The organism is Tepidicaulis sp., assembly GCF_965222285.1.
Classification (GTDB): Bacteria; Pseudomonadota; Alphaproteobacteria; order Parvibaculales; family Parvibaculaceae; genus Tepidicaulis.
The window spans coordinates 1,367,920-1,385,369 of the sequence record NZ_OZ244942.1 but is presented as its reverse complement, the minus strand read 5'-3'; the positions used below and the strand labels follow the sequence as shown (position 1 = coordinate 1,385,369).

The 17,450-nt window shown below is 61.4% G+C and carries 14 protein-coding genes; 7 read left to right on the top strand and 7 right to left on the bottom strand.

The annotated features are described in order from the left end of the window. Positions 1-2: 2 nt before the first annotated feature. From sufB to ACOQOT_RS06490, 3 genes are read right to left on the bottom strand one after another with little or no spacing between them, the layout of a single operon-like run. On the bottom strand, positions 3-1,454 hold the full coding sequence (gene sufB / locus ACOQOT_RS06500; RefSeq protein WP_420561919.1) for a Fe-S cluster assembly protein SufB: 1,452 nt from the start codon (positions 1,452-1,454) through the stop codon (positions 3-5). 19 nt (positions 1,455-1,473) lie between these two features. After that, the gene (locus tag ACOQOT_RS06495) at positions 1,474-2,658 is read right to left on the bottom strand and encodes a cysteine desulfurase family protein (RefSeq protein WP_420561530.1); all 1,185 of its coding nucleotides are present in this window, start codon (positions 2,656-2,658) and stop codon (positions 1,474-1,476) included. Between the two features lie 50 nt (positions 2,659-2,708). Then, complete coding sequence (locus ACOQOT_RS06490) at positions 2,709-3,215, bottom strand: Rrf2 family transcriptional regulator (RefSeq protein ID WP_420561529.1); 507 nt, start codon at positions 3,213-3,215, stop codon at positions 2,709-2,711. Between the two features lie 317 nt (positions 3,216-3,532). On the opposite strand from ACOQOT_RS06490, the gene ACOQOT_RS06485 reads away from it, so the two are divergent. Continuing rightward, complete coding sequence (locus ACOQOT_RS06485; protein ID WP_420561528.1) at positions 3,533-4,186, top strand: alpha/beta hydrolase; 654 nt, start codon at positions 3,533-3,535, stop codon at positions 4,184-4,186. 1 nt (position 4,187) lies between these two features. On the opposite strand, the gene ACOQOT_RS06480 is transcribed toward ACOQOT_RS06485, so the two are convergent. Next, complete coding sequence (locus ACOQOT_RS06480; RefSeq protein ID WP_420561527.1) at positions 4,188-5,306, bottom strand: anhydro-N-acetylmuramic acid kinase; 1,119 nt, start codon at positions 5,304-5,306, stop codon at positions 4,188-4,190. A 148-nt stretch (positions 5,307-5,454) separates the two neighbouring features. Here ACOQOT_RS06480 and tyrS point away from each other — a divergent pair, with 148 nt between their 5' ends. After that, positions 5,455-6,708 (top strand): tyrosine--tRNA ligase, encoded by a 1,254-nt coding sequence (gene tyrS / locus ACOQOT_RS06475; protein ID WP_420561526.1) that lies wholly within the window; start codon positions 5,455-5,457, stop codon positions 6,706-6,708. 227 nt (positions 6,709-6,935) lie between these two features. Here tyrS and ACOQOT_RS06470 read toward each other — a convergent pair whose 3' ends face one another. Further along, a complete protein-coding gene (locus ACOQOT_RS06470) occupies positions 6,936-8,096 on the bottom strand; it encodes a ferritin-like domain-containing protein (RefSeq protein ID WP_420561525.1) in 1,161 nt (386 codons plus the stop codon). Positions 8,097-8,200: 104 nt separating this feature from the next. Continuing rightward, a complete protein-coding gene (locus ACOQOT_RS06465) occupies positions 8,201-11,707 on the bottom strand; it encodes an AsmA-like C-terminal domain-containing protein (protein WP_420561524.1) in 3,507 nt (1,168 codons plus the stop codon). 273 nt (positions 11,708-11,980) lie between these two features. On the opposite strand from ACOQOT_RS06465, the gene bcp reads away from it, so the two are divergent. From bcp to ACOQOT_RS06445, 4 genes are all read left to right on the top strand, one after another. Beyond that, a complete protein-coding gene (gene bcp, locus ACOQOT_RS06460) occupies positions 11,981-12,466 on the top strand; it encodes a thioredoxin-dependent thiol peroxidase (RefSeq protein WP_420561523.1) in 486 nt (161 codons plus the stop codon). Then, positions 12,463-13,284: a ferritin-like domain-containing protein gene (locus ACOQOT_RS06455; RefSeq protein ID WP_420561522.1), complete on the top strand. Its 822-nt coding sequence runs from the start codon at positions 12,463-12,465 to the stop codon at positions 13,282-13,284. Before bcp ends, ACOQOT_RS06455 begins: the two co-directional genes overlap by 4 nt. A 189-nt stretch (positions 13,285-13,473) precedes the next feature. Then, positions 13,474-14,844, top strand: coding sequence for a peptidoglycan DD-metalloendopeptidase family protein (locus ACOQOT_RS06450; protein WP_420561521.1), 1,371 nt, complete (start codon positions 13,474-13,476; stop codon positions 14,842-14,844). Then, positions 14,822-15,388, top strand: coding sequence for a bactofilin family protein (locus ACOQOT_RS06445; RefSeq protein ID WP_420561520.1), 567 nt, complete (start codon positions 14,822-14,824; stop codon positions 15,386-15,388). The genes ACOQOT_RS06450 and ACOQOT_RS06445 overlap by 23 nt, the downstream gene beginning before the upstream one ends. Before the next feature lie 227 nt (positions 15,389-15,615). On the opposite strand, the gene ACOQOT_RS06440 is transcribed toward ACOQOT_RS06445, so the two are convergent. Next, complete coding sequence (locus tag ACOQOT_RS06440) at positions 15,616-16,494, bottom strand: LysR family transcriptional regulator (RefSeq protein WP_420561519.1); 879 nt, start codon at positions 16,492-16,494, stop codon at positions 15,616-15,618. Positions 16,495-16,615: 121 nt separating this feature from the next. On the opposite strand from ACOQOT_RS06440, the gene ACOQOT_RS06435 reads away from it, so the two are divergent. Next, entirely contained in the window at positions 16,616-17,302 is a 687-nt protein-coding gene (locus ACOQOT_RS06435; protein ID WP_420561518.1) for an FMN-dependent NADH-azoreductase, read from the top strand. Positions 17,303-17,450: the final 148 nt, after the last annotated feature.

The window sequence follows — 17,450 nt, the reverse complement described above, 5'->3', positions numbered from 1 at the left end:
TATCAGCCCACGCTGCCTTCCAGGCTGATGCCTACAAGCTTCTGCGCTTCAACCGCAAATTCCATCGGCAATTGCTGCAGCACATCCCGGCAAAAGCCGTTGACGAGCAGCGCCACCGCTTCTTCTTCTCCAAGCCCGCGCTGCATGCAGTAGAAGAGCTGGTCTTCACTGATTTTCGAGGTCGTTGCCTCGTGTTCCAGCACGGCGCTGGGGTTTTTCGATTCGATATAGGGCACGGTATGGGCGGAGCATTTATCGCCCACGAGCAAAGAGTCGCACTGCGTAAAGTTGCGCGCGTCCTCTGCCTTCTTATGCACGCTGACAAGGCCCCGGTAGGTATTGGAGCTCTTGCCCGCCGAAATGCCCTTGGAGATGATCCGGCTCGAGGTGTTCTTGCCCAGGTGGATCATCTTCGTGCCGCTATCCACCTGCTGGTAATTGTTCGAGATGGCGATGGAATAGAACTCGCCCACCGAATTGTCGCCGCGCAGGATGCAGCTTGGATATTTCCAGGTGACGGCGGAGCCGGTTTCGACCTGTGTCCAGGAAATCTTCGAATCCGCACCGCGGCAATCGCCGCGCTTGGTCACGAAATTATAGATGCCGCCCTTGCCGTTCTCATCGCCCGGATACCAGTTCTGGACGGTGGAATATTTGATCTCCGCCCCTTCCAGCGCCACAAGCTCGACCACGGCGGCATGCACCTGGTTCTCATCGCGCATCGGCGCGGTGCAGCCTTCCAGATAGCTCACATAAGAACCTTCATCGGCAACGATCAGCGTGCGCTCGAACTGGCCCGTTTGCGCCTCGTTGATGCGGAAATAGGTCGACAGCTCCATCGGGCAGCGAACGCCCTTCGGGATATAGACGAAAGAGCCGTCCGAAAAGACCGCCGAGTTGAGCGTCGCATAAAAGTTGTCGCTGACCGGCACGACCGAGCCCAGATACTTGCGCACGAGATCGGGATAGTCGCGGATCGCTTCGGACATCGGGCAGAAGATGACACCGGCTTCCTTCAGTTTGCCTTTAAAGGTCGTGGCGACGGAGACGCTGTCGAACACCGCATCCACCGCGACACCGGCCAGCATCTTTTGCTCGGAAAGCGGAATGCCCAGCTTCTCATAGGTTTCCAGAAGCTTCGGGTCCACTTCATCGAGACTCTTCGGCCGGTCCTCGTCCGATTTCGGCGCCGCATAATAATAGGCATCCTGAAAATCAATTTCGGGATAATTGACCTTGGCCCAGGAAGGCTCCTGCATGGTCAGCCAGCGCTGGTAAGCATCGAGCCGCCATTCGAGCATCCATTCCGGCTCGTCTTTTTTGGCCGAGATGAAACGGATGATGTCTTCGTTCAAGCCCTTGGGCGCTTTCTCGGATTCGATATCCGTGAAAAAGCCGTACTTGTACTTGCCGACTTCATCTACCGCTTCAACTGTCTCACGAACCGCCATGATCTGTTTCCCTTAAGATCGCTTAGCTTGCCATGACGGCGCCGGGGGCCGACGCGTCATGTTTTACTGCGGCACCGGCCCACGCATCGGCCAGTGCCAGAACTTCTTCCAATGTGCTCTCCCGCCCGAGGCTCATGCGGATGGCCGAACCGGAGAGCGTGCCCTTCACCTGCATGGCAGAGAGCACATGCGAGGCTGCAACTTTGCCCGACGAGCAGGCCGCGCCCGAAGAAACGGCAAAACCCGCCAAGTCGAGCTTCATCAGCAGCATTTCCGCGCTTGCGCCCGCGCCTTCCAGCGCAAAGCAGCTGGTATTGGCAAGCCGCGGCGCGCTTTCACCGAAGATGACGACACCGGGCGCATGTTCCTTCAGCCTTGCCTCGAAGGCATCGCGCAGCGCGCGTTGATCCTCAAGGCTTTCCATATCATTCAGCGCGGCTTTGGCCGCTGCGGCGAAACCGGCAATACCGATCACGTTTTCGGTACCCCCGCGCCGCCGCCGCTCTTGCCCGCCGCCATGAAGTAGCGGCGTGAGCGGCATGTCTTCGGCCAGCACCAAGGCGCCGATACCTTGCGGCCCGCCCATCTTATGGGCGGAGATGGCACCCATATGAATGCCGAGCGCCTTGATGTCGATCGCCGTCTTGCCCGCGCTCTGCACAAGATCGGAGGCGAGAATGCCGCCTGCCTCGCGCACGAGGCGTGCCGCTTCTTCTAGCGGCTGCACGACGCCCGTCTCGTTATTGGCGTGCTGGAGAAGCACGAAGGGCTTTTCTCCGGCTTCTTTCAGCAAGCTCTCGAGCGCTGCCAAATCCACCAGCCCATTGGCAAGCAGCGGAATGGGCCGGCTTGCAAGCGGGCTCGCCTCCGCCGCGCCGAGGCCGCAGGCATGTTCGCTTGCCCCGTAAAGAACGGCGCTGCAACTGAGCGCTTCGGCCTGCGCGACGGCAAGGTTCACCGCTTCGGTGCCGGAACCTGTAAAGATCACCCCTTCGGCGGGCGCGCTTAAGAGCGCTGCCACATCGCGGCGCGCTTCTTCGACAAGCGCGCGGGCCTTGCGCCCTTCGCCATGCACCGAAGAAGGATTACCAAGCCCTGTGCCTGAGGCTTTCTCCGCTGCCTCGATGGCACGGCGCATCGCTTCGGCTGCTTCGCTGCGTAGCGGCGCCGTTGCGTTGTAATCCAGATATATGCGCGTGCCTGTCATCAGGTCCCGGTCTTCCCGTTCAGTGTCTTCCCGTTCGTTTTGCGTCCGGCTTACTCGGCCGCATGCACTTTCGGCTGCTGGACGGCAGCGGCGGCTTCCGGCGTATCGCCGATAAAGTCCGGCACCTGGCTCGCGCGCTTTTCGCGCAGCCGGCCCGAAATCACATCGCCCAGAGAAACCGAGGCCAGGAAGAGATGGATCTGATCGCTCAGCGCATCCCAAAGATCGTGGGTCAGGCAGCGCGAGGAATCCGACATGCAGCCCTGCGGGGAGCCGGCATGACAGCGCGTGGCTTTCAGCGGCTCGTCCACCGCCAGAATGATATCCGAAATCCGGGTGGCATCCGGGTCATGCGACAATAGGTACCCGCCCCCCGGCCCTCGCACGCTTTTCACAAGGTCGTTCTTGCGCAGGCGGGAAAAGAGCTGCTCGAGATAAGACAGCGAAATTTCCTGACGCGAGGCGATATCGGCAAGCGAAACCGGGCTTCCCTGACTGTGGCGCGCCAGATCGGTCATCGCCATCACCGCATAGCGTCCCTTCGTCGTAAGTTTCATGGTCTCTATCTCCTTTCCGGCCCCGCGCTACGCGCTCAGCCGGCAATCAGCTAAAGGGCTGAAAAATCTGCCTTATTCAGGACTTTTTGACCCCGGCGCGCGGTTAAACTTGCAAATCCATCGCCAGAGTGTGCTAAGAAACGCGCCCAGGTCCGGTACCGGGCGGCCCTTTCGCTACCCAATTCCGAGCCCTGCAGTCAACTATTTAGTTATTTTTAGGCGGATTTCCACCACAAAAAACCAACTAATTTAGTAAGACTTTCCACCAAACAGCGCGGATGCCCCGTTTCGGGCGCCGCTGGAGAGATGTGTCCCCTATGCCCGACGTGATTTTCAATGGCCCGGCAGGCCGCATTGAAGGCCGGTATCACCACTCGAAAGTCGAAAACGCCCCCGTGGCCCTGGTGCTGCACCCGCACCCGCAATTCGGCGGCACGATGAATAACCCGGTGGCTTACCAGCTCTACCATATCTTCGTGGAGCGGGGCTTTTCGGTCTTGCGGTTCAATTTCCGCGGCGTGGGCCGCAGCCAGGGCTTTTATGACGGCGGCGTGGGCGAGCTTTCCGACGCGGCAACGGCGCTCGATTGGCTGCAATCCCAGAACGCCGAATCCGGCCGCTGCTGGATCGCGGGCTTTTCCTTCGGCGCCTGGATCGCCATGCAGGTGCTGATGCGCCGCCCGGAAATCGAAGGCTTCATCTCCGTCGCTCCGCCCGCCAACCTTTACGACTTCACGTTCCTCGCACCCTGCCCTTCTTCCGGCCTCATTCTGACCGGCAGCACGGACCAGGTCGCCCCGGAAGCGGACACGCAGAAGCTTGTCGAGCGGCTGAAGACGCAAAAGGGCATCGTCATCCAGCACCAGTCGATCCCCGGCGCGAACCATTTCTTCGAAAACCACCTCGACGCCATGAAGGACGCCGCAGGCAGCTATCTCGACAAGCGCCTGGCGGAGGTGGAAGGGCGCTAGGCTACCCCCTCGCCCGCTTCGCCCTGTTCAGAACGCCGCCCGTCAGAGCCTCCGGCACGCCGGTCGTGCCGGGCTCGCTGAGCGGCAGGCCGCGCAGCGAGCGCACGGCGAGATAGGCAAAGGCTTCGGCCTCCACATCGTCACCGCGCCAGCCCGCATCTTCCGCGCCGATCACCGCGCCGGGCAGACGCGCCTTCAATTCGTCCATCAGCGCCGGGTTGTGCCGCCCGCCGCCGCACACGACCCAGAGCCGGGGCTCCTCGGGCATATGTTCCATGGCCTTGGCGATGGATGCGGCGGTGAAAGCGGTCAGCGTCGCCGCGCCGTCTTCCACCGAAAGGCCTTCGGCGTAATCGGCGGAAAAATCCAGCCGGTCGAGGGATTTGGGCGGCGTGCGCGCGAAATAGAGATTGGTGAGCAGCCGCTCCAGTACCTTCTCATCGACGCTGCCCGCCCGCGCCAGCGCCCCGTCCTTGTCGATCGGGGTTTCGGTATGGGTGAAGGCCCAATCGTCGATCAGCGCATTGCCGGGGCCGGTGTCGAAGGCAAGCAGCTTCTTGTCGCTGCCGATGAAGGTGACATTCCCCACCCCGCCGATATTCACCACCGTGATCGGCCCGTCCGCATGAAGCCCGGCGGCAAGAGCGCGGTGATAAAGCGGGGCGAAGGGCGCGCCCTGCCCGCCGGCAGCCACATCGGCGGCTCGGAAATCATTGACCACATCGATGCCGGTGAGATCTGCCAGCACCTCACCGAGGCCGAGCTGCACGGTGATGCCCTCTTCCGGGCGGTGCAGCACGGTCTGGCCGTGAAAGCCGATGACATCGATCTCTTTGGCCTCCATGCCCGCCATCTCCAGCATCTTGCGCACGGCCATGGCATGGGCATAGGTGACGGCCCGCTCCGCCTCGGCAATTTCCTCGGGCATCAGCCCCTTGCCGCCCCAATCGGCGGCCACATCGAGGGCAAGGCGCAGAAAAGCCCGTTCCTCGGGCAGGTAAGGAAAGCTCGCGGTTTTGACGGGTTTCAGATAGGCCTCGCCATCGGTTTCCAGGATCGCGGCATCGATCCCGTCGAGCGAAGTCCCGCTCATCAGCCCCAAGGCACGCACAAAGCCCATTTTCCGCTCCCCTCATCGCCGGTTTCGGCCTTAAGCCCCTGCACGGGGCCGAAAAAGCTGATATACCACGCCCGCGCCGCATAGCGAGGGCGCGCCGCCTGAGTACAGCCAACAGAACATAACCAGCAAACAACACATAGAAAGTCCGATGAGCCAGTTTAAATCCGAATTCCTGAAAGTCATGGACGAGCGCGGTTTCCTGAACCAGTGCTCGGATTATGCGCTGCTCGACGAGCGCGCGGGCAAGGGAATCGTCACCGGCTATATCGGCTTCGATGCAACGGCGGCCTCGCTCCATGTCGGCCATCTCATCCAGATCCTGATGCTGCGCCAGCTGCAGCGCACCGGCCACAAGCCCATCGTGCTGATGGGCGGGGGCACGACGCGGGTCGGCGATCCCTCCTTCAAGGATTCCGCCCGCCCGCTCCTGACCGACGAGCAGATCGACGCGAACCTTGCGGGCATCAAGGAAGTCTTCAAAAAATTCCTGACCTTCGGCGACGGGCCGACGGACGCCGTCATGGTCAATAACCGCGACTGGCTGGACGAGCTGCATTACATCGACTTCCTGCGCGATTATGGCCGCCATTTCTCGGTCAACCGCATGCTCTCCTTCGACAGCGTGAAGCTGCGCCTCGAACGCGAGCAGTCCTTCTCCTTCCTCGAATTCAATTACATGATCCTGCAGGCCTATGACTTCGTGGAGTTGAACCGGCGCTATGGCTGCGATCTGCAAATGGGCGGTTCGGACCAGTGGGGCAACATCATCAACGGCATCGAGCTGGGCCGGCGTACGCAAGACGCCGAGCTTGTGGGCCTGACGACGAACCTCCTCACCACCTCTTCGGGCCAGAAGATGGGCAAGACCGCGCAGGGCGCCGTCTGGCTGAACGAGGACATGCTCTCGGTCTACGACTATTGGCAGTTCTGGCGGAACACGGAAGATGCCGATGTCGGCCGCTTCCTGAAACTCTTCACCGACCTGCCCTTGGGGGAAGTCGCCCGGCTGGAAGCGCTGGAAGGCGCGGAGCTGAACGATGCCAAGAAAATCCTCGCGACCGAAGCGACCGCCATGGTGCATGGACGGGAAGCGGCGGACAAAGCCGCCGAGACCGCCCGTGTCGCCTTCGAGCAAGGGGCGATCAGCGCGGACCTGCCGACGGTGGACGTGCCCGCCGCCGATCTCGATGCCGGGATGGGCGTTCTATCCGCCTTCGTCACCGCCGGACTTTGCGCCTCAAACGGGGAAGCCCGCCGCCAGGTCAAAGGCGGGGGCCTCCGCGTCAATGACGCGCAAGTGAAAGACGAAAAGCTGTCGCTGACGCGCGAGCATGTCACCGCCGACGGCGTGGTGAAGCTGTCGCTTGGCAAGAAGAAACATGTGCTGCTGAAACCGGTGTGAGGATTTAGTTTCCGCGTCTTCTCGAGTGTTCGCACTGAGACTGCGGCCAGCGGATAAGCTGCGTGGACCCCGGCACGGGGGCCGGGGTGACAGCCTGCGTAAAGAGCGCAGCCCCGCCACATCCACTAAGTGTCACCCCGGGCTTGTCCCGGGGTCCATGGGCGCCAGCCACAAAACAAAAAACCCGGGAGCATGTCCCGGGCTTTTCGCGTTCCGCCCAAAGAAAATCACTCGGCGGCAGACGTCCCGCCCAACGCAAAGAGGCTGCCGTCGCCGCCCGCGCCGTTGATCTCCTTCAGATATTTGATGCCTTCCTCGGCAATGGCATCGCCCACCATGCGGTCGCCTTCGGCATAAAGCTCTTCAATGTCCACATAGGCGGCATATTTGGGCGCGGTGCGCTCGGTGATGATGCCGGCCTTCAAGAGCGTCTTGATCAGTGTACGGAAAATGCTGGTGCCGCTGCGCATTTCCTTGCGCATACGGGTATCCGTCATCGCTTCCATCAATGCGCCCTGCACCCAGCGCCAGTCGAGGCCGACTTTTTCATAAAGGTGTTTCTTCTGCTCGGGGCCGGAAGAATTGTTGAGGAGCCGCAGGAAGACCTCCAGCGCCCAATCCTCGATCATGTCACGCTCCTCCGGCGGCAGGTTCGGCACCGTGCGGTCCGCCCAGATCTTGCCGAACTTGTGGTGGAAGGCTTCGTCCGTCATCACAAGCTGCATGAGGCGCTTCAAGAGCGGGTCATGGGTGCGCGCATAGAAAGCGGCAAAAGTGCCCATGGCGAGCCCTTCGAGCACCATCTGCATGCCGACGAGTTTCTTCCAGACGACGGGCGTGCCCACCAGCTCGACCAGCAATTCCTCGAGCACCGCACCGCAGGGCGCGGGCTTGCCCCAGCGGGCCTGAATGTAACGGGAGAAGCCCGTCACATGGCGCGCTTCCTCGCGCGTCTGGTTCGCCGCATATTCCTGCGCGCCCGGGTCCTTCATGATGTGGCAGAGGCTCGCGGAAAGATTGAGCGCGCCCTGCTCCCCGTGCAGGATGGACGACATGGTCCAGCGCACGGATTCGTTCACGAGGTAAATCTTCTGTCCCTCGTCCAGCTTGTCGGAAACGGCGGTGCGCAATTCCAGATTCATATCCTCCGGAATGAGCATTTCCTTTTCCAAATCCCAAGGCTCGGAGAAGTCGATATATTTCGTGTCGAGCGGGTCCCAGAAATGATCATGGGTCGCTGAAATGATCTTGTCGAAAGCCGTGGACCTTTTGCCGTAGCGGTCCACCTCCATCATCGCCGGGAAATCGTCCGGCGCCACCGCATCATAGGCGGGATCGATCGTGATCTGATTTTTTCCAACCGATTCCGCTCCTACCGATTTCGACATGAGCTGTTCCTCCTCCAGACATTCGAAATACGTATATTTATGGAGGGATGATGCCACCCATTAGCGCCCCTGACCAGCTTTGGCTGTGGAAAGACGCGCCGGTTCTAGGGTGCGGGGGCTCTGCCCTCATCGGGATCGGGCATTTCTTCCAGCGGTGCCTCAGCCGGTTCACCCGCCTTTTCAGGGGCTTTTTCAGGCGCCGCCTCAGGGGCCTCAGCATCCGTCTCTTCCGGTAGGGTGGAGCCGAATTCAAAGACCCGGCGCAGGAAGCCCGGCGCGAGCGCGGCCAGCGGATTGACGATGATTTGCGGGTCTTCCGCCTTGCCCTTGATCGCATAGGTCGCGGCGAAAATCCCCTCGCCTTCGCGCCCGACAAAGAGGTCGCCGAGGATCGGCACATTGCCGAGAATAGAATTGATCGTGTAAGCGGGAACGATGGTGCCCGCGAGTTCCATAACATCCGAACGCTGATCGATTTCCCCGCGCAAGGTAAGCCCGATGGCAGGCCCGACCATGTTCGCCTCGTCGATATAAAGCCGTGTCTCGGTGGAACGGAACGGCACTTTCATCTGCTCGAAGCGGATGCCTTCCCCGCCCATCGTGTCGGCAATGCCGGTGAAGGAGCCCACGGTCAAAAGTTTCGCAAGAAGCGGCGCATCGATGACGCGCAGATTAGCGCCGGTGAGCGTGCCTTTGAGAACGGGGTTGGTTTCCTCGTTTTCGAAATGCCCGTTGACGGCAACCGTGCCCCCTTCGATGGACTCGTAAAAATCGATGGCCTTGAAAGCGCGGCCCGCGTCATCCGTGCTGGCGGTCAGGCGGCGCACCCCCGCCTCATCGCGCGCGATCATGGCGAGAATGGGCGGCCCGTCCTTCCAGGTCGCGGTGAGCTGCAATTCTTCGACGCGCTCTTTTTCCTGGCGCAAGAAGAAGACGGCATTTTCCACCTCTTCGCCGTGATAGGCATGAGCTTTCTGGAAGGCCGCATCGATTTCGAGCGGCTCGGCAGGCTCCTCCTCTTCCGGCTCATAGTCACTTTCCGGCATGCCTTTGACGCCGCCGCCGAAGAGCTCATCCAGAATGCCGCGCGCATCGAGGCTCGGCCCCCGGATCATCATGGTGGTCTTGCCGCTTGCCGCATCGCGCTTGGCGCTGAGCGTGCCGCGTGTGCGTTCGCCAAGCCGAAAGGCGGAAATCTCCGCACTGGCGACTTTTCCTTCCGCGGTAATATCGACCTTGCCCGCCGCCTCAAGTTCGGCGCCGCCCAGGGCGATGTCATTCAACGCAAAGCCGCCGCCTTTTTTAAAGGCCAGATCGAAGGAGCCGTTTGCCGGGCTGCCCGCCGGTTTCCACCAGCCGATGGAGCCGATCTTGATGATGGTGTCCGTCAGATCGAGTTTGACTGGCCCGCCCTGAATATCCTGCCCGTCACCGGTGAAAACCGCATCGACGCTTGCCGGACCGATCACATAATCATCGAGCGAGATGCCGAGCGAGCGCCGGTCCGCCCCTTCCAGCGCCCCTTGCAGGCGGATGCGCGTGGCAGGCCCCGGCGCGCTTTTGGAAATCCGCTCGCGCCAGGCGGCGCGCACCTGCGCCCCGTTGAGTTTCACCGGCCCTTCGATGGTGAGCGCTTCCGGGTTCACCGCGATATCGAGCATACCCTCGCTGATGGAGATATTTTCGATGATGGCCGGCAGGCTCGCGTTCTGCGCCTTGGCGGTTCCCTTGTATTTCACTTCTTCCAGCATGATGCCGTCGCGCAGCGGCAGTTTGATTTCGCCCTTGAGGCTGCCCGTGCCGCCCGCGCTATCGGGATCGAGACCGAAGCCCGAGATGAAACCCAAGGGCTCATGATCGAAATAATTCAACAGGCCTTTCAACGTGCCATCGACGGCGAAATAAATCTCGCCCGGCCCGCCTTTGATGTGGAGCGCGGGGGCATAGAAGCGGCCTTCGGTTACATTGAGCGTCTCGCCCGCCACCTCGATCGTGCCTTGCGGGACAAGCGCCTCGAACGTGTCGCCCGTCAGGTGTCCCTTTGCCTCGGGCACCGCCAGGCGCGGCATGGGCCCGAGATAGGACATGGAAATGTCCTGAAGCGTGAAACGGAAATCGAGGGCATCCAGCGGCAGCTCGCCGTGATTATCGGCAATGGCGATCATACCGGGCTCGAGCGCGGCGGTGAAATCACCGCTTGTCACCGTGCCGCCCTCGACATTTTCGAAGAACCATTTGCGCGCGCCTTTCGCAAGGCCGATGGGCCAGAGATGGCGCAGGTCCGCGACCGTAATATTCTCGACTTTCGCCGTGGCATGGACGGCGGGCGAGTCCGGCGTCTCGGGCGCGTCCTTCACTTCCCCTTCGAAAGAAACGAAACCCGTTTCCGTACGCAAAGTAAGATCGGAGAATTTCGCCCGGCGCTCGGTGAAGAAGAGATCGCCCGCCACATGCACCGAGGCAAGATTGAGTTCGCCGTCGATCACCTCAGGCACCGCGGCGGACAGATTGCGTGCCGTCAGATCGACCTTGGCGGTGGTGACGGAAAAGGGCCCGTCGCGTTTGAAGTCCGCGCGCCCTGTAACCTGCGCGCGGTTCGCGCCCGCTTTATAATCGAGCTCGTGAATGATCAGCGTTTCGGCAATGGGATCGAGCGCCACATCGAGCCGGGCCTGCTCGATGGCGATGGGCTCGGGCGACAGCTCGGGCACGTTCATTTCGCCAGGCTCGGAAGTCAGCTCCACCCGCGCGGAAAGCAGCGCGCCGTCTTTCAGAGAAATATCGACGAGCCCCGTTCCCTCAAAAACGAGATCGAAGGGCGCAAAGTCCGAAAACATCGGTGAGGACCGGCCAAGCACAGCCGGGTTGAAGCCGGAAATCGCAAGGTCGAGATTGGCATGCTCGGCTTTGGGTTTCACCAGACCCGTTAGCGTCATATGCGCGCGCAGATCGCCGATCAGGATGTCGGAATCGAAATTGGCCGATACGCCCTCATCATCGCGCAGCGCCGCAAAGGTCGCGGACGGCGCCTGCCAGGTCACGTTGTTCACCTGATCGACGAAGGTCACTTCCGCGCGGCGGATCACCATGCGCTGGAGATAGCGGAAGGGTGAGCCGGGGGCGGCTTCATCGGCGAGCCCCGCCAGCAGCGGGCCAAGCTCGGGACCCGTGCGCTCATCCCCCTCTTCTGTTTGCGAGACAAGCGCGATCTCCACCCCCGTATCGGGCCGGCGCACGACTTTTGCCGAGACACCGAAAAGCCCGATCTTTTGCGGCGCAAATTCCCCCAGCAATAAAGAACGCAGGCGCAAATCGACAAAGGCGCGCGGCACGGCGACAAGCTCCTCGCCGCTGCCGTCCTTCACCACCACATTGCGGAAATAAATCAGAAGTTCGGTGCGGTCGTCCGACCAGTCGAGAATGGTCTCGCCGATATCGAGCCGTCCCGTCTCCAGGCGCTCATTGGCCAGCGTCTCCAGCGTCTCGGTCAGGAAGTTCAGGGAAATCGGGCCGGTGGAAAGCTGCCAGACCGTCACCCCGATGAGCAGCATCCCGGCAGCCAGAATGACGCCGAGCGCTTCGAGCGTATATTTCGTGGTACGGCGGATCACGTCTGGGCTGGCCTTCTCTGCATCTCGTTCGGCACCGGTTCCGGGGGACATCGTTTCCGGGTTTCACCGTGACAGGCGGCGCTCTTGCGCGGCACGCTGCCCGGTTGCCGGATGCCCTTTCCCCCGCTAAACATTGCCCGGCAACATTTGCCGTGAAAATGTGGCGTCAAGGTGTTGATATTTCTGAAATATCTTCATCTTCCAAAAGGCGCGCGGGCGCAAGCCAAACCGGCCCCGCCCGGTCCGTTTTCCAACATTGCTTCAGGAGGTTTCATGAGCGACATGCTGAGCGAAGGGGATAAGGCCCCCGCCTTCACCCTGCCGACGGATGAGGGGGAGAAAATCCGCCTTTCGGACCTCAAGGGCCAGAATGTCGTGCTCTATTTCTATCCGAAGGATATGACGCCGGGCTGCACCACCGAGGCCATCGACTTTTCCGCGCTGATGCCGAAATTCAAAAAGGCCAATACCGCCGTGATCGGTGTCTCGAAAGACAGTGTCGAGCGGCACGGCAAGTTCCGCGAGAAACACGATCTGAAAGTCATCCTCGCCTCCGACGAAGACGGCGGGATGCTGGAAAAATACGGCGTCTGGGCCCTGAAAAAGCTCTATGGACGCGAGTTCATGGGGATCGTGCGCGCCACCTATCTGATCGATGCCAAAGGCAAGATCGCCCGCGTCTGGCCCAAGGTGAAGGTGAAAGGCCACGCCGAGGAAGTGCTGGAAGCGGCGAAGGCGCTGGATAAGGCCGGGGCATGATCGGGGGCACGAAAGAGGCTTTGCCCGAAAGCCTCCATGAAGCCGTGCTGCTCGTCCTTCAAACCGGCGATGCGGACGAAAAAGCGCGGGCCGCCGCTGCCACCGCCAAAGCCTGGACAGAGGGCCGCCTTGCGGCTGAATACAGTCCCGGCGATATGCCTTCCCGCCCGGCCCGGCCGGCGCGCCCGGAGCTGCTTTCTCCTGCCGCCATGCCCCGGCGCACCTTCAAGGGCGAGCGGGGACGCTTTGCCCTTCTTCATGCTCTTGCTCATATCGAGCTGAATGCCATCGACCTTGCCTTCGATATCGTGGGCCGTTTCGGCCAGGAGATGCCCCGCGCCTTTACCGATGACTGGCTGAAGGTCGGCGGTGAGGAGGCAAAGCATTTCCTTGCCCTCCAGGGCCGGCTGGCGGCCATGGGCGGCACCTATGGCGACTTGCCCGCCCATGACGGGCTCTGGGAAGCATCGGAAAAGACCGCCCATAACCTCACCGCCCGCCTTGCAGTCGTCCCCATGGTGCTGGAAGCGCGCGGTCTCGACGTCACGCCCAAGACCGTGGAGCGGCTGCGGGGCGCGGGCGACCATGAAAGCGCTGCCGTCCTTGAAATGATCTATGAGGAAGAAAAGGGCCATGTGCGGGCGGGCACCTTCTGGTTCGCCCATCAGGCAGCGACAAAAGGCGCGGAGCCTGCGGCGCTTTTTCACGATATGGTGCGCACTTATTTCAGGGGCGCGCTTAAACCGCCCTTTAATACGGATGCGCGACACCAGGCTGGGCTCGATGCGGCTTTTTACGAGCCGCTTGCCGGCGATTAGGCCGTCACCGGGCGGTAAAAATTGGCGGGTAAAATGGCGCAAAACCGGGCCCGCGCGCGCGAAAAACGGAAACTGTCGTCAGTTTGTTAGGGTTAACACGATATGTTAACTCGTTCCTGTTGAAATTGGCGACGGATTGAGATGAAATCAGACCCCTTAACAGGGGGTTAACGGGGGTTTCTGAGGGGTATGCTCCACAGCTCTGGCCATTGGCTTGATCGGCTTAGCAATTTCTGGTCCCGGTTCTATACCGAGCGACAGATCTACCTGCGCAGCCACGGTCAAGTGCAGTTCATTTCGCTTTCGCCGCTCACCCAGCTCGGGCTGAGCGCCGTCGCGCTTTGCTTTTTCTCTTGGGTCGCCTTCACATCCGTGAACGTGGTCTTCAAAGAGCAGATCATCGCGTCGAAGGACCGCAAATATGTGCGCATGCAGGCCGCTTATGAAGAGCGTGTGGCGCAGATGCAGTCGGCCTATGACGATCTGAACGGACAGCTGGTTCTCGCACAGGAACGTTTCCTGGCAACGACCAAAGAGCTTGAAAACAAGCACAATCAGATTTCCGAAATCCTGGCGCAGCGCGAAGCGGCGAGCAAACAGATGCAGTCCATGCGCGTGCGTTTCGCGCAGACCAATGCGGAAGGCTCGGAGAAGGGCCGCACCAACAAGGTGCTGATGGCGGCAACGGACCTCGCCGGTGCCCCGCGCCTTTCCCGTGTCGATCACGCCAGCCTCGACCAGTCCGAAACGCGCCACCGCGATACGGATAATGCGTTCGGCCTCGCCTCGCTTTTCGCTTTCTCCTCCACCCCGGCGCCGTCGGCTGCCGATATGGGCATCGAGGAGCGGCTTGAGGGCCTCGACCGGGCCCAGCAGGCTTTCGTCAATTCCATGGAAGAGACGACGGACCGGCAGATCCGCGAAATCGAATCCGTGATTTCCATGACGGAAGTGGTGGATGCGGAAGACATTCTCTCGCGCATCGACGCCGATGAAGGCACCGCTTCCGGCGGCCCGCTTTTGACCCTGACCGAAGGGGACGAGCTTGCGGGCGGCGCGGAGGAAGCCGGGTTCGGCCGCCAGGTCTACCGGATTTCGCGCAATCTCGACCGTCTTTCCGGCCTCAACGAAGCGCTTGCTAAAATGCCGCTCGGCTCCCCCCTCTACCACAACAGAATTACCAGTGACTTTGGCCGCCGCGTGGACCCGTTCACGCGGAAACTGGCCTATCACTCTGGCGTCGATATGGGGGCTCCCAGCGGGACATCCGTCTATTCCACCGCCCCCGGTATCGTCACATACGCGTCTCACCATGGCGCATATGGCCGGCTGATCGAAATTGATCATGGAAATGGGCTGAAGACGCGTTACGCTCATCTTCGGTCCATCCATGTGAAGGTTGGTCAGAAAGTCGGCTTCCGGCACAAGGTTGGACGTGTCGGCTCGACGGGCCGCTCGACGGGTCCGCATGTTCACTATGAGGTCTGGTTCGACGGTAAAGTCCGCGACCCCTCCAAATTTATTGAGGCAGGGCGATATGTTTTCACGCAGCAAGGGTAACGAGAAGCAATCCGCAAGCGCGCCGGTTCCGGCGAAGCGGAGCGTCGCGCGCACCGCGCCGTCGATCATCTCGGCCGATCTGGAAGTTCAGGGCAATCTGATTGCTTCCGGCGATATTCAGATTGATGGCATCGTGCATGGCGATGTGCGCTCGGGTTCGCTGACCGTTGGCGAAAAAGCCACCATCCACGGCGAAGTCATGGCGGACGACCTGGTCGTGCGCGGCCGCATCGTCGGTTCCATCCGTGGCCGCCGCGTGCAGCTTTGCTCCACCTGCCATGTGGAAGGCGACATTCTGCACGAAGCGCTGGCCGTGGAAACGGGCGCCTTCTTCGAAGGCAATTGCCGCCATTCCGACGACCCGCTGGCGCAGACCACGCCGGTCAGCAGTCAGAGCGCGGCCCGCCCGCAGCCGGCCCCTGCCCCGCAGCCCGCACCGGCTGCCGCGCAGAAATCGGCCGCCAACGGTTCGGGCAAAGTCGGCGATAGCCCGGTTGTCGTGAAAGACGGCAATGTGGTGGTGAAGCGCCCGGCCGCTCAATAAGCGGCAGGCTGCCAGCAACGAAAATAAAGGGGCCTCGAGGGCCCCTTTTTTATTGGCTGCTTTTCTTCATCCTGCATCGCTGCCCTGATCGCGAGGCTGCATGGCCCCCGGGACAAGCCCGGGGTGACAGCCTATATGCGTTGAAAGGCAGTACGCTTGCTTTATCGAACACATGTCACCCCGGGCTTGTCCCGGGGGCCACATGGCAGCACCAATGAACCGGGGATTTAAGCGCGGAGCCAACCCAACAGATGCTCCAGACGATCCTTATGAGGATGAGTGGGCAGGAACACCGCCCAATAGGTCAGGCCCGGCAAGGCAATATCGGACAGTTGCACAAGCTCACCCGCCTTCAGCAAATCCGCCACAAGATGCTGCGAGGCGAGCGCGGCACCCTGACCGGACACCGCCGCATCGATCGCGTGGATTTCTTCGGAAAAGCTCTGCGCCGCGGCAGGCAGCGGTGCTGCGGCGCCGGCATGGGCGTGCCAGCGGCCCCAACTCGGCGCGTTGCTTGAGGCGGTTTTCCAGCGGTATTCCAGCAAGGGCAGCGACAGAACCTCATCCGGCGCGAGCGGCGGCGCCGTCTTGATCAGACCCGGCACGCAAACCGGTATGATCGCGTCGGCAAAGAGCCGGTGCCAATCCGCCCGGCCATCGGGCTCGGCGGCATAGCGGATTGCCATGTCGATATCCGACGCATGCAGATCGGCTGGCAGGTCGGCAGCCTCGACCGTAATGTTGAGCCCCGTTTCTTCGCGCAGCCGCGGCAGGCGCGGCATCAGCCAGCGGCTGGCAAAGGCCATTGTGACCGACAGGCGCAGCGGTGCCCCGGGCGCGGTAACGCTCAACTGGTCGATTGTGCCTGCAATCTGGTCGAGCGCCGTGCGCAGAACCGGGAACAGCTTTTCTCCTGCCGGAGAAAGCCGCACGGGGCGCGGAAAACGGCAAAACAACTCCACCCCGAGGATCGCTTCCAGCTGCCGCACCTGATGGCTGATCGCAGTCGGCGTCAGGCCGAGCTCGTCTGCCGCACGGGCAAAATGCAGATGCCGCGCCGCAGCCTCAAAGGCGCGCAAGGCATGCAGAGGGGGAAGTTTGCGCATGGCAGCCTCGCATGATGAATCTCATTCACTATAGGCCTGAAATATTCGCTTTGGCCAAAAATTTCGATGGCTGCTAGCTCCTGGCGTGACGGGGAGAGATCACCCCACACAGGAGGAAACCATGACAACCCTGCTTCGCATCGACGCCAGCGCCCAGCAGCAAGACCGTTCCCTGACGCGCATGCTGACAGCGCTTTTCACAAATGAATTGTTGCACGCCAATCCGGACGCAAAGGTGATTACCCGCGATATCGGGCAAGACCCGGTGCCGGCCATCGATCACCGCTTTATCCACGCAGCCTTTACCCCGCCTGAAGCGCGCGAGGACTGGATGGCCGAGCGGCTGGCCCTCTCCGATGCGCTGATCGATGAGGTCGCGGCTGCGGATATCATCGTCATGGGAGCGCCGATGTATAATTACGGGATGCCTGCCGCCTTGAAAGGCTGGATCGATCACATCGCGCGGATCGGCCGGACCTTCTCGTTCGATCTGGCGCGCGGCGATTTCCCGATCGAACCGATCCTGAAGGACAAACACCTGGTCGTGCTGTCATCGCGCGGCGAGTTCGGCTTTGAACCTGGCGGGCCGCGGGCGCACTTAAATGCACTCGACCCTGCAATTGCCGCCTGCGCGCATTATTTCGGCGTCAGCACCGCAAACATCCATACGGTCGCCATCGAATATCAGGAGTTCAAGGATGAGCGGCATGAACGGTCGATCATCGCCGCAAAAGACGCGGCCCGCGCCTTGGCATGGCGGTTTGCACAGGCCCGCGGAACGAACGATGCCTGTGTGCCTGCGGAATAAGCTGCAGCTTCATCTGCCATCGCCGCCCGGACTGGGAAGCTTCATGGACCCCGGGTCAAGCCCGGGGTGACATGTGTTCCATAAAGCAAGCGCGCTGCCTTTCAACACATACAAGCTGTCACCCCGGGCTTGACCCGGGGTCCATATG

What these genes read in the sequence shown, in the direction of transcription:
- ACOQOT_RS06490 (WP_420561529.1), bottom strand. Translation starts at nt 3,215, where the DNA reads ATGAAACTTACGACGAAGGGACGCTATGCGGTGATGGCGATGACCGAT.
- ACOQOT_RS06470 (WP_420561525.1), bottom strand. Translation starts at nt 8,096, where the DNA reads ATGTCGAAATCGGTAGGAGCGGAATCGGTTGGAAAAAATCAGATCACG.
- bcp (WP_420561523.1), top strand. Translation starts at nt 11,981, where the DNA reads ATGAGCGACATGCTGAGCGAAGGGGATAAGGCCCCCGCCTTCACCCTG.
- ACOQOT_RS06450 (WP_420561521.1), top strand. Translation starts at nt 13,474, where the DNA reads ATGCTCCACAGCTCTGGCCATTGGCTTGATCGGCTTAGCAATTTCTGG.
- ACOQOT_RS06485 (WP_420561528.1), top strand. Translation starts at nt 3,533, where the DNA reads ATGCCCGACGTGATTTTCAATGGCCCGGCAGGCCGCATTGAAGGCCGG.
- tyrS (WP_420561526.1), top strand. Translation starts at nt 5,455, where the DNA reads ATGAGCCAGTTTAAATCCGAATTCCTGAAAGTCATGGACGAGCGCGGT.
- ACOQOT_RS06480 (WP_420561527.1), bottom strand. Translation starts at nt 5,306, where the DNA reads ATGGGCTTTGTGCGTGCCTTGGGGCTGATGAGCGGGACTTCGCTCGAC.
- ACOQOT_RS06495 (WP_420561530.1), bottom strand. Translation starts at nt 2,658, where the DNA reads ATGACAGGCACGCGCATATATCTGGATTACAACGCAACGGCGCCGCTA.
- ACOQOT_RS06435 (WP_420561518.1), top strand. Translation starts at nt 16,616, where the DNA reads ATGACAACCCTGCTTCGCATCGACGCCAGCGCCCAGCAGCAAGACCGT.
- ACOQOT_RS06455 (WP_420561522.1), top strand. Translation starts at nt 12,463, where the DNA reads ATGATCGGGGGCACGAAAGAGGCTTTGCCCGAAAGCCTCCATGAAGCC.
- ACOQOT_RS06445 (WP_420561520.1), top strand. Translation starts at nt 14,822, where the DNA reads ATGTTTTCACGCAGCAAGGGTAACGAGAAGCAATCCGCAAGCGCGCCG.
- ACOQOT_RS06440 (WP_420561519.1), bottom strand. Translation starts at nt 16,494, where the DNA reads ATGCGCAAACTTCCCCCTCTGCATGCCTTGCGCGCCTTTGAGGCTGCG.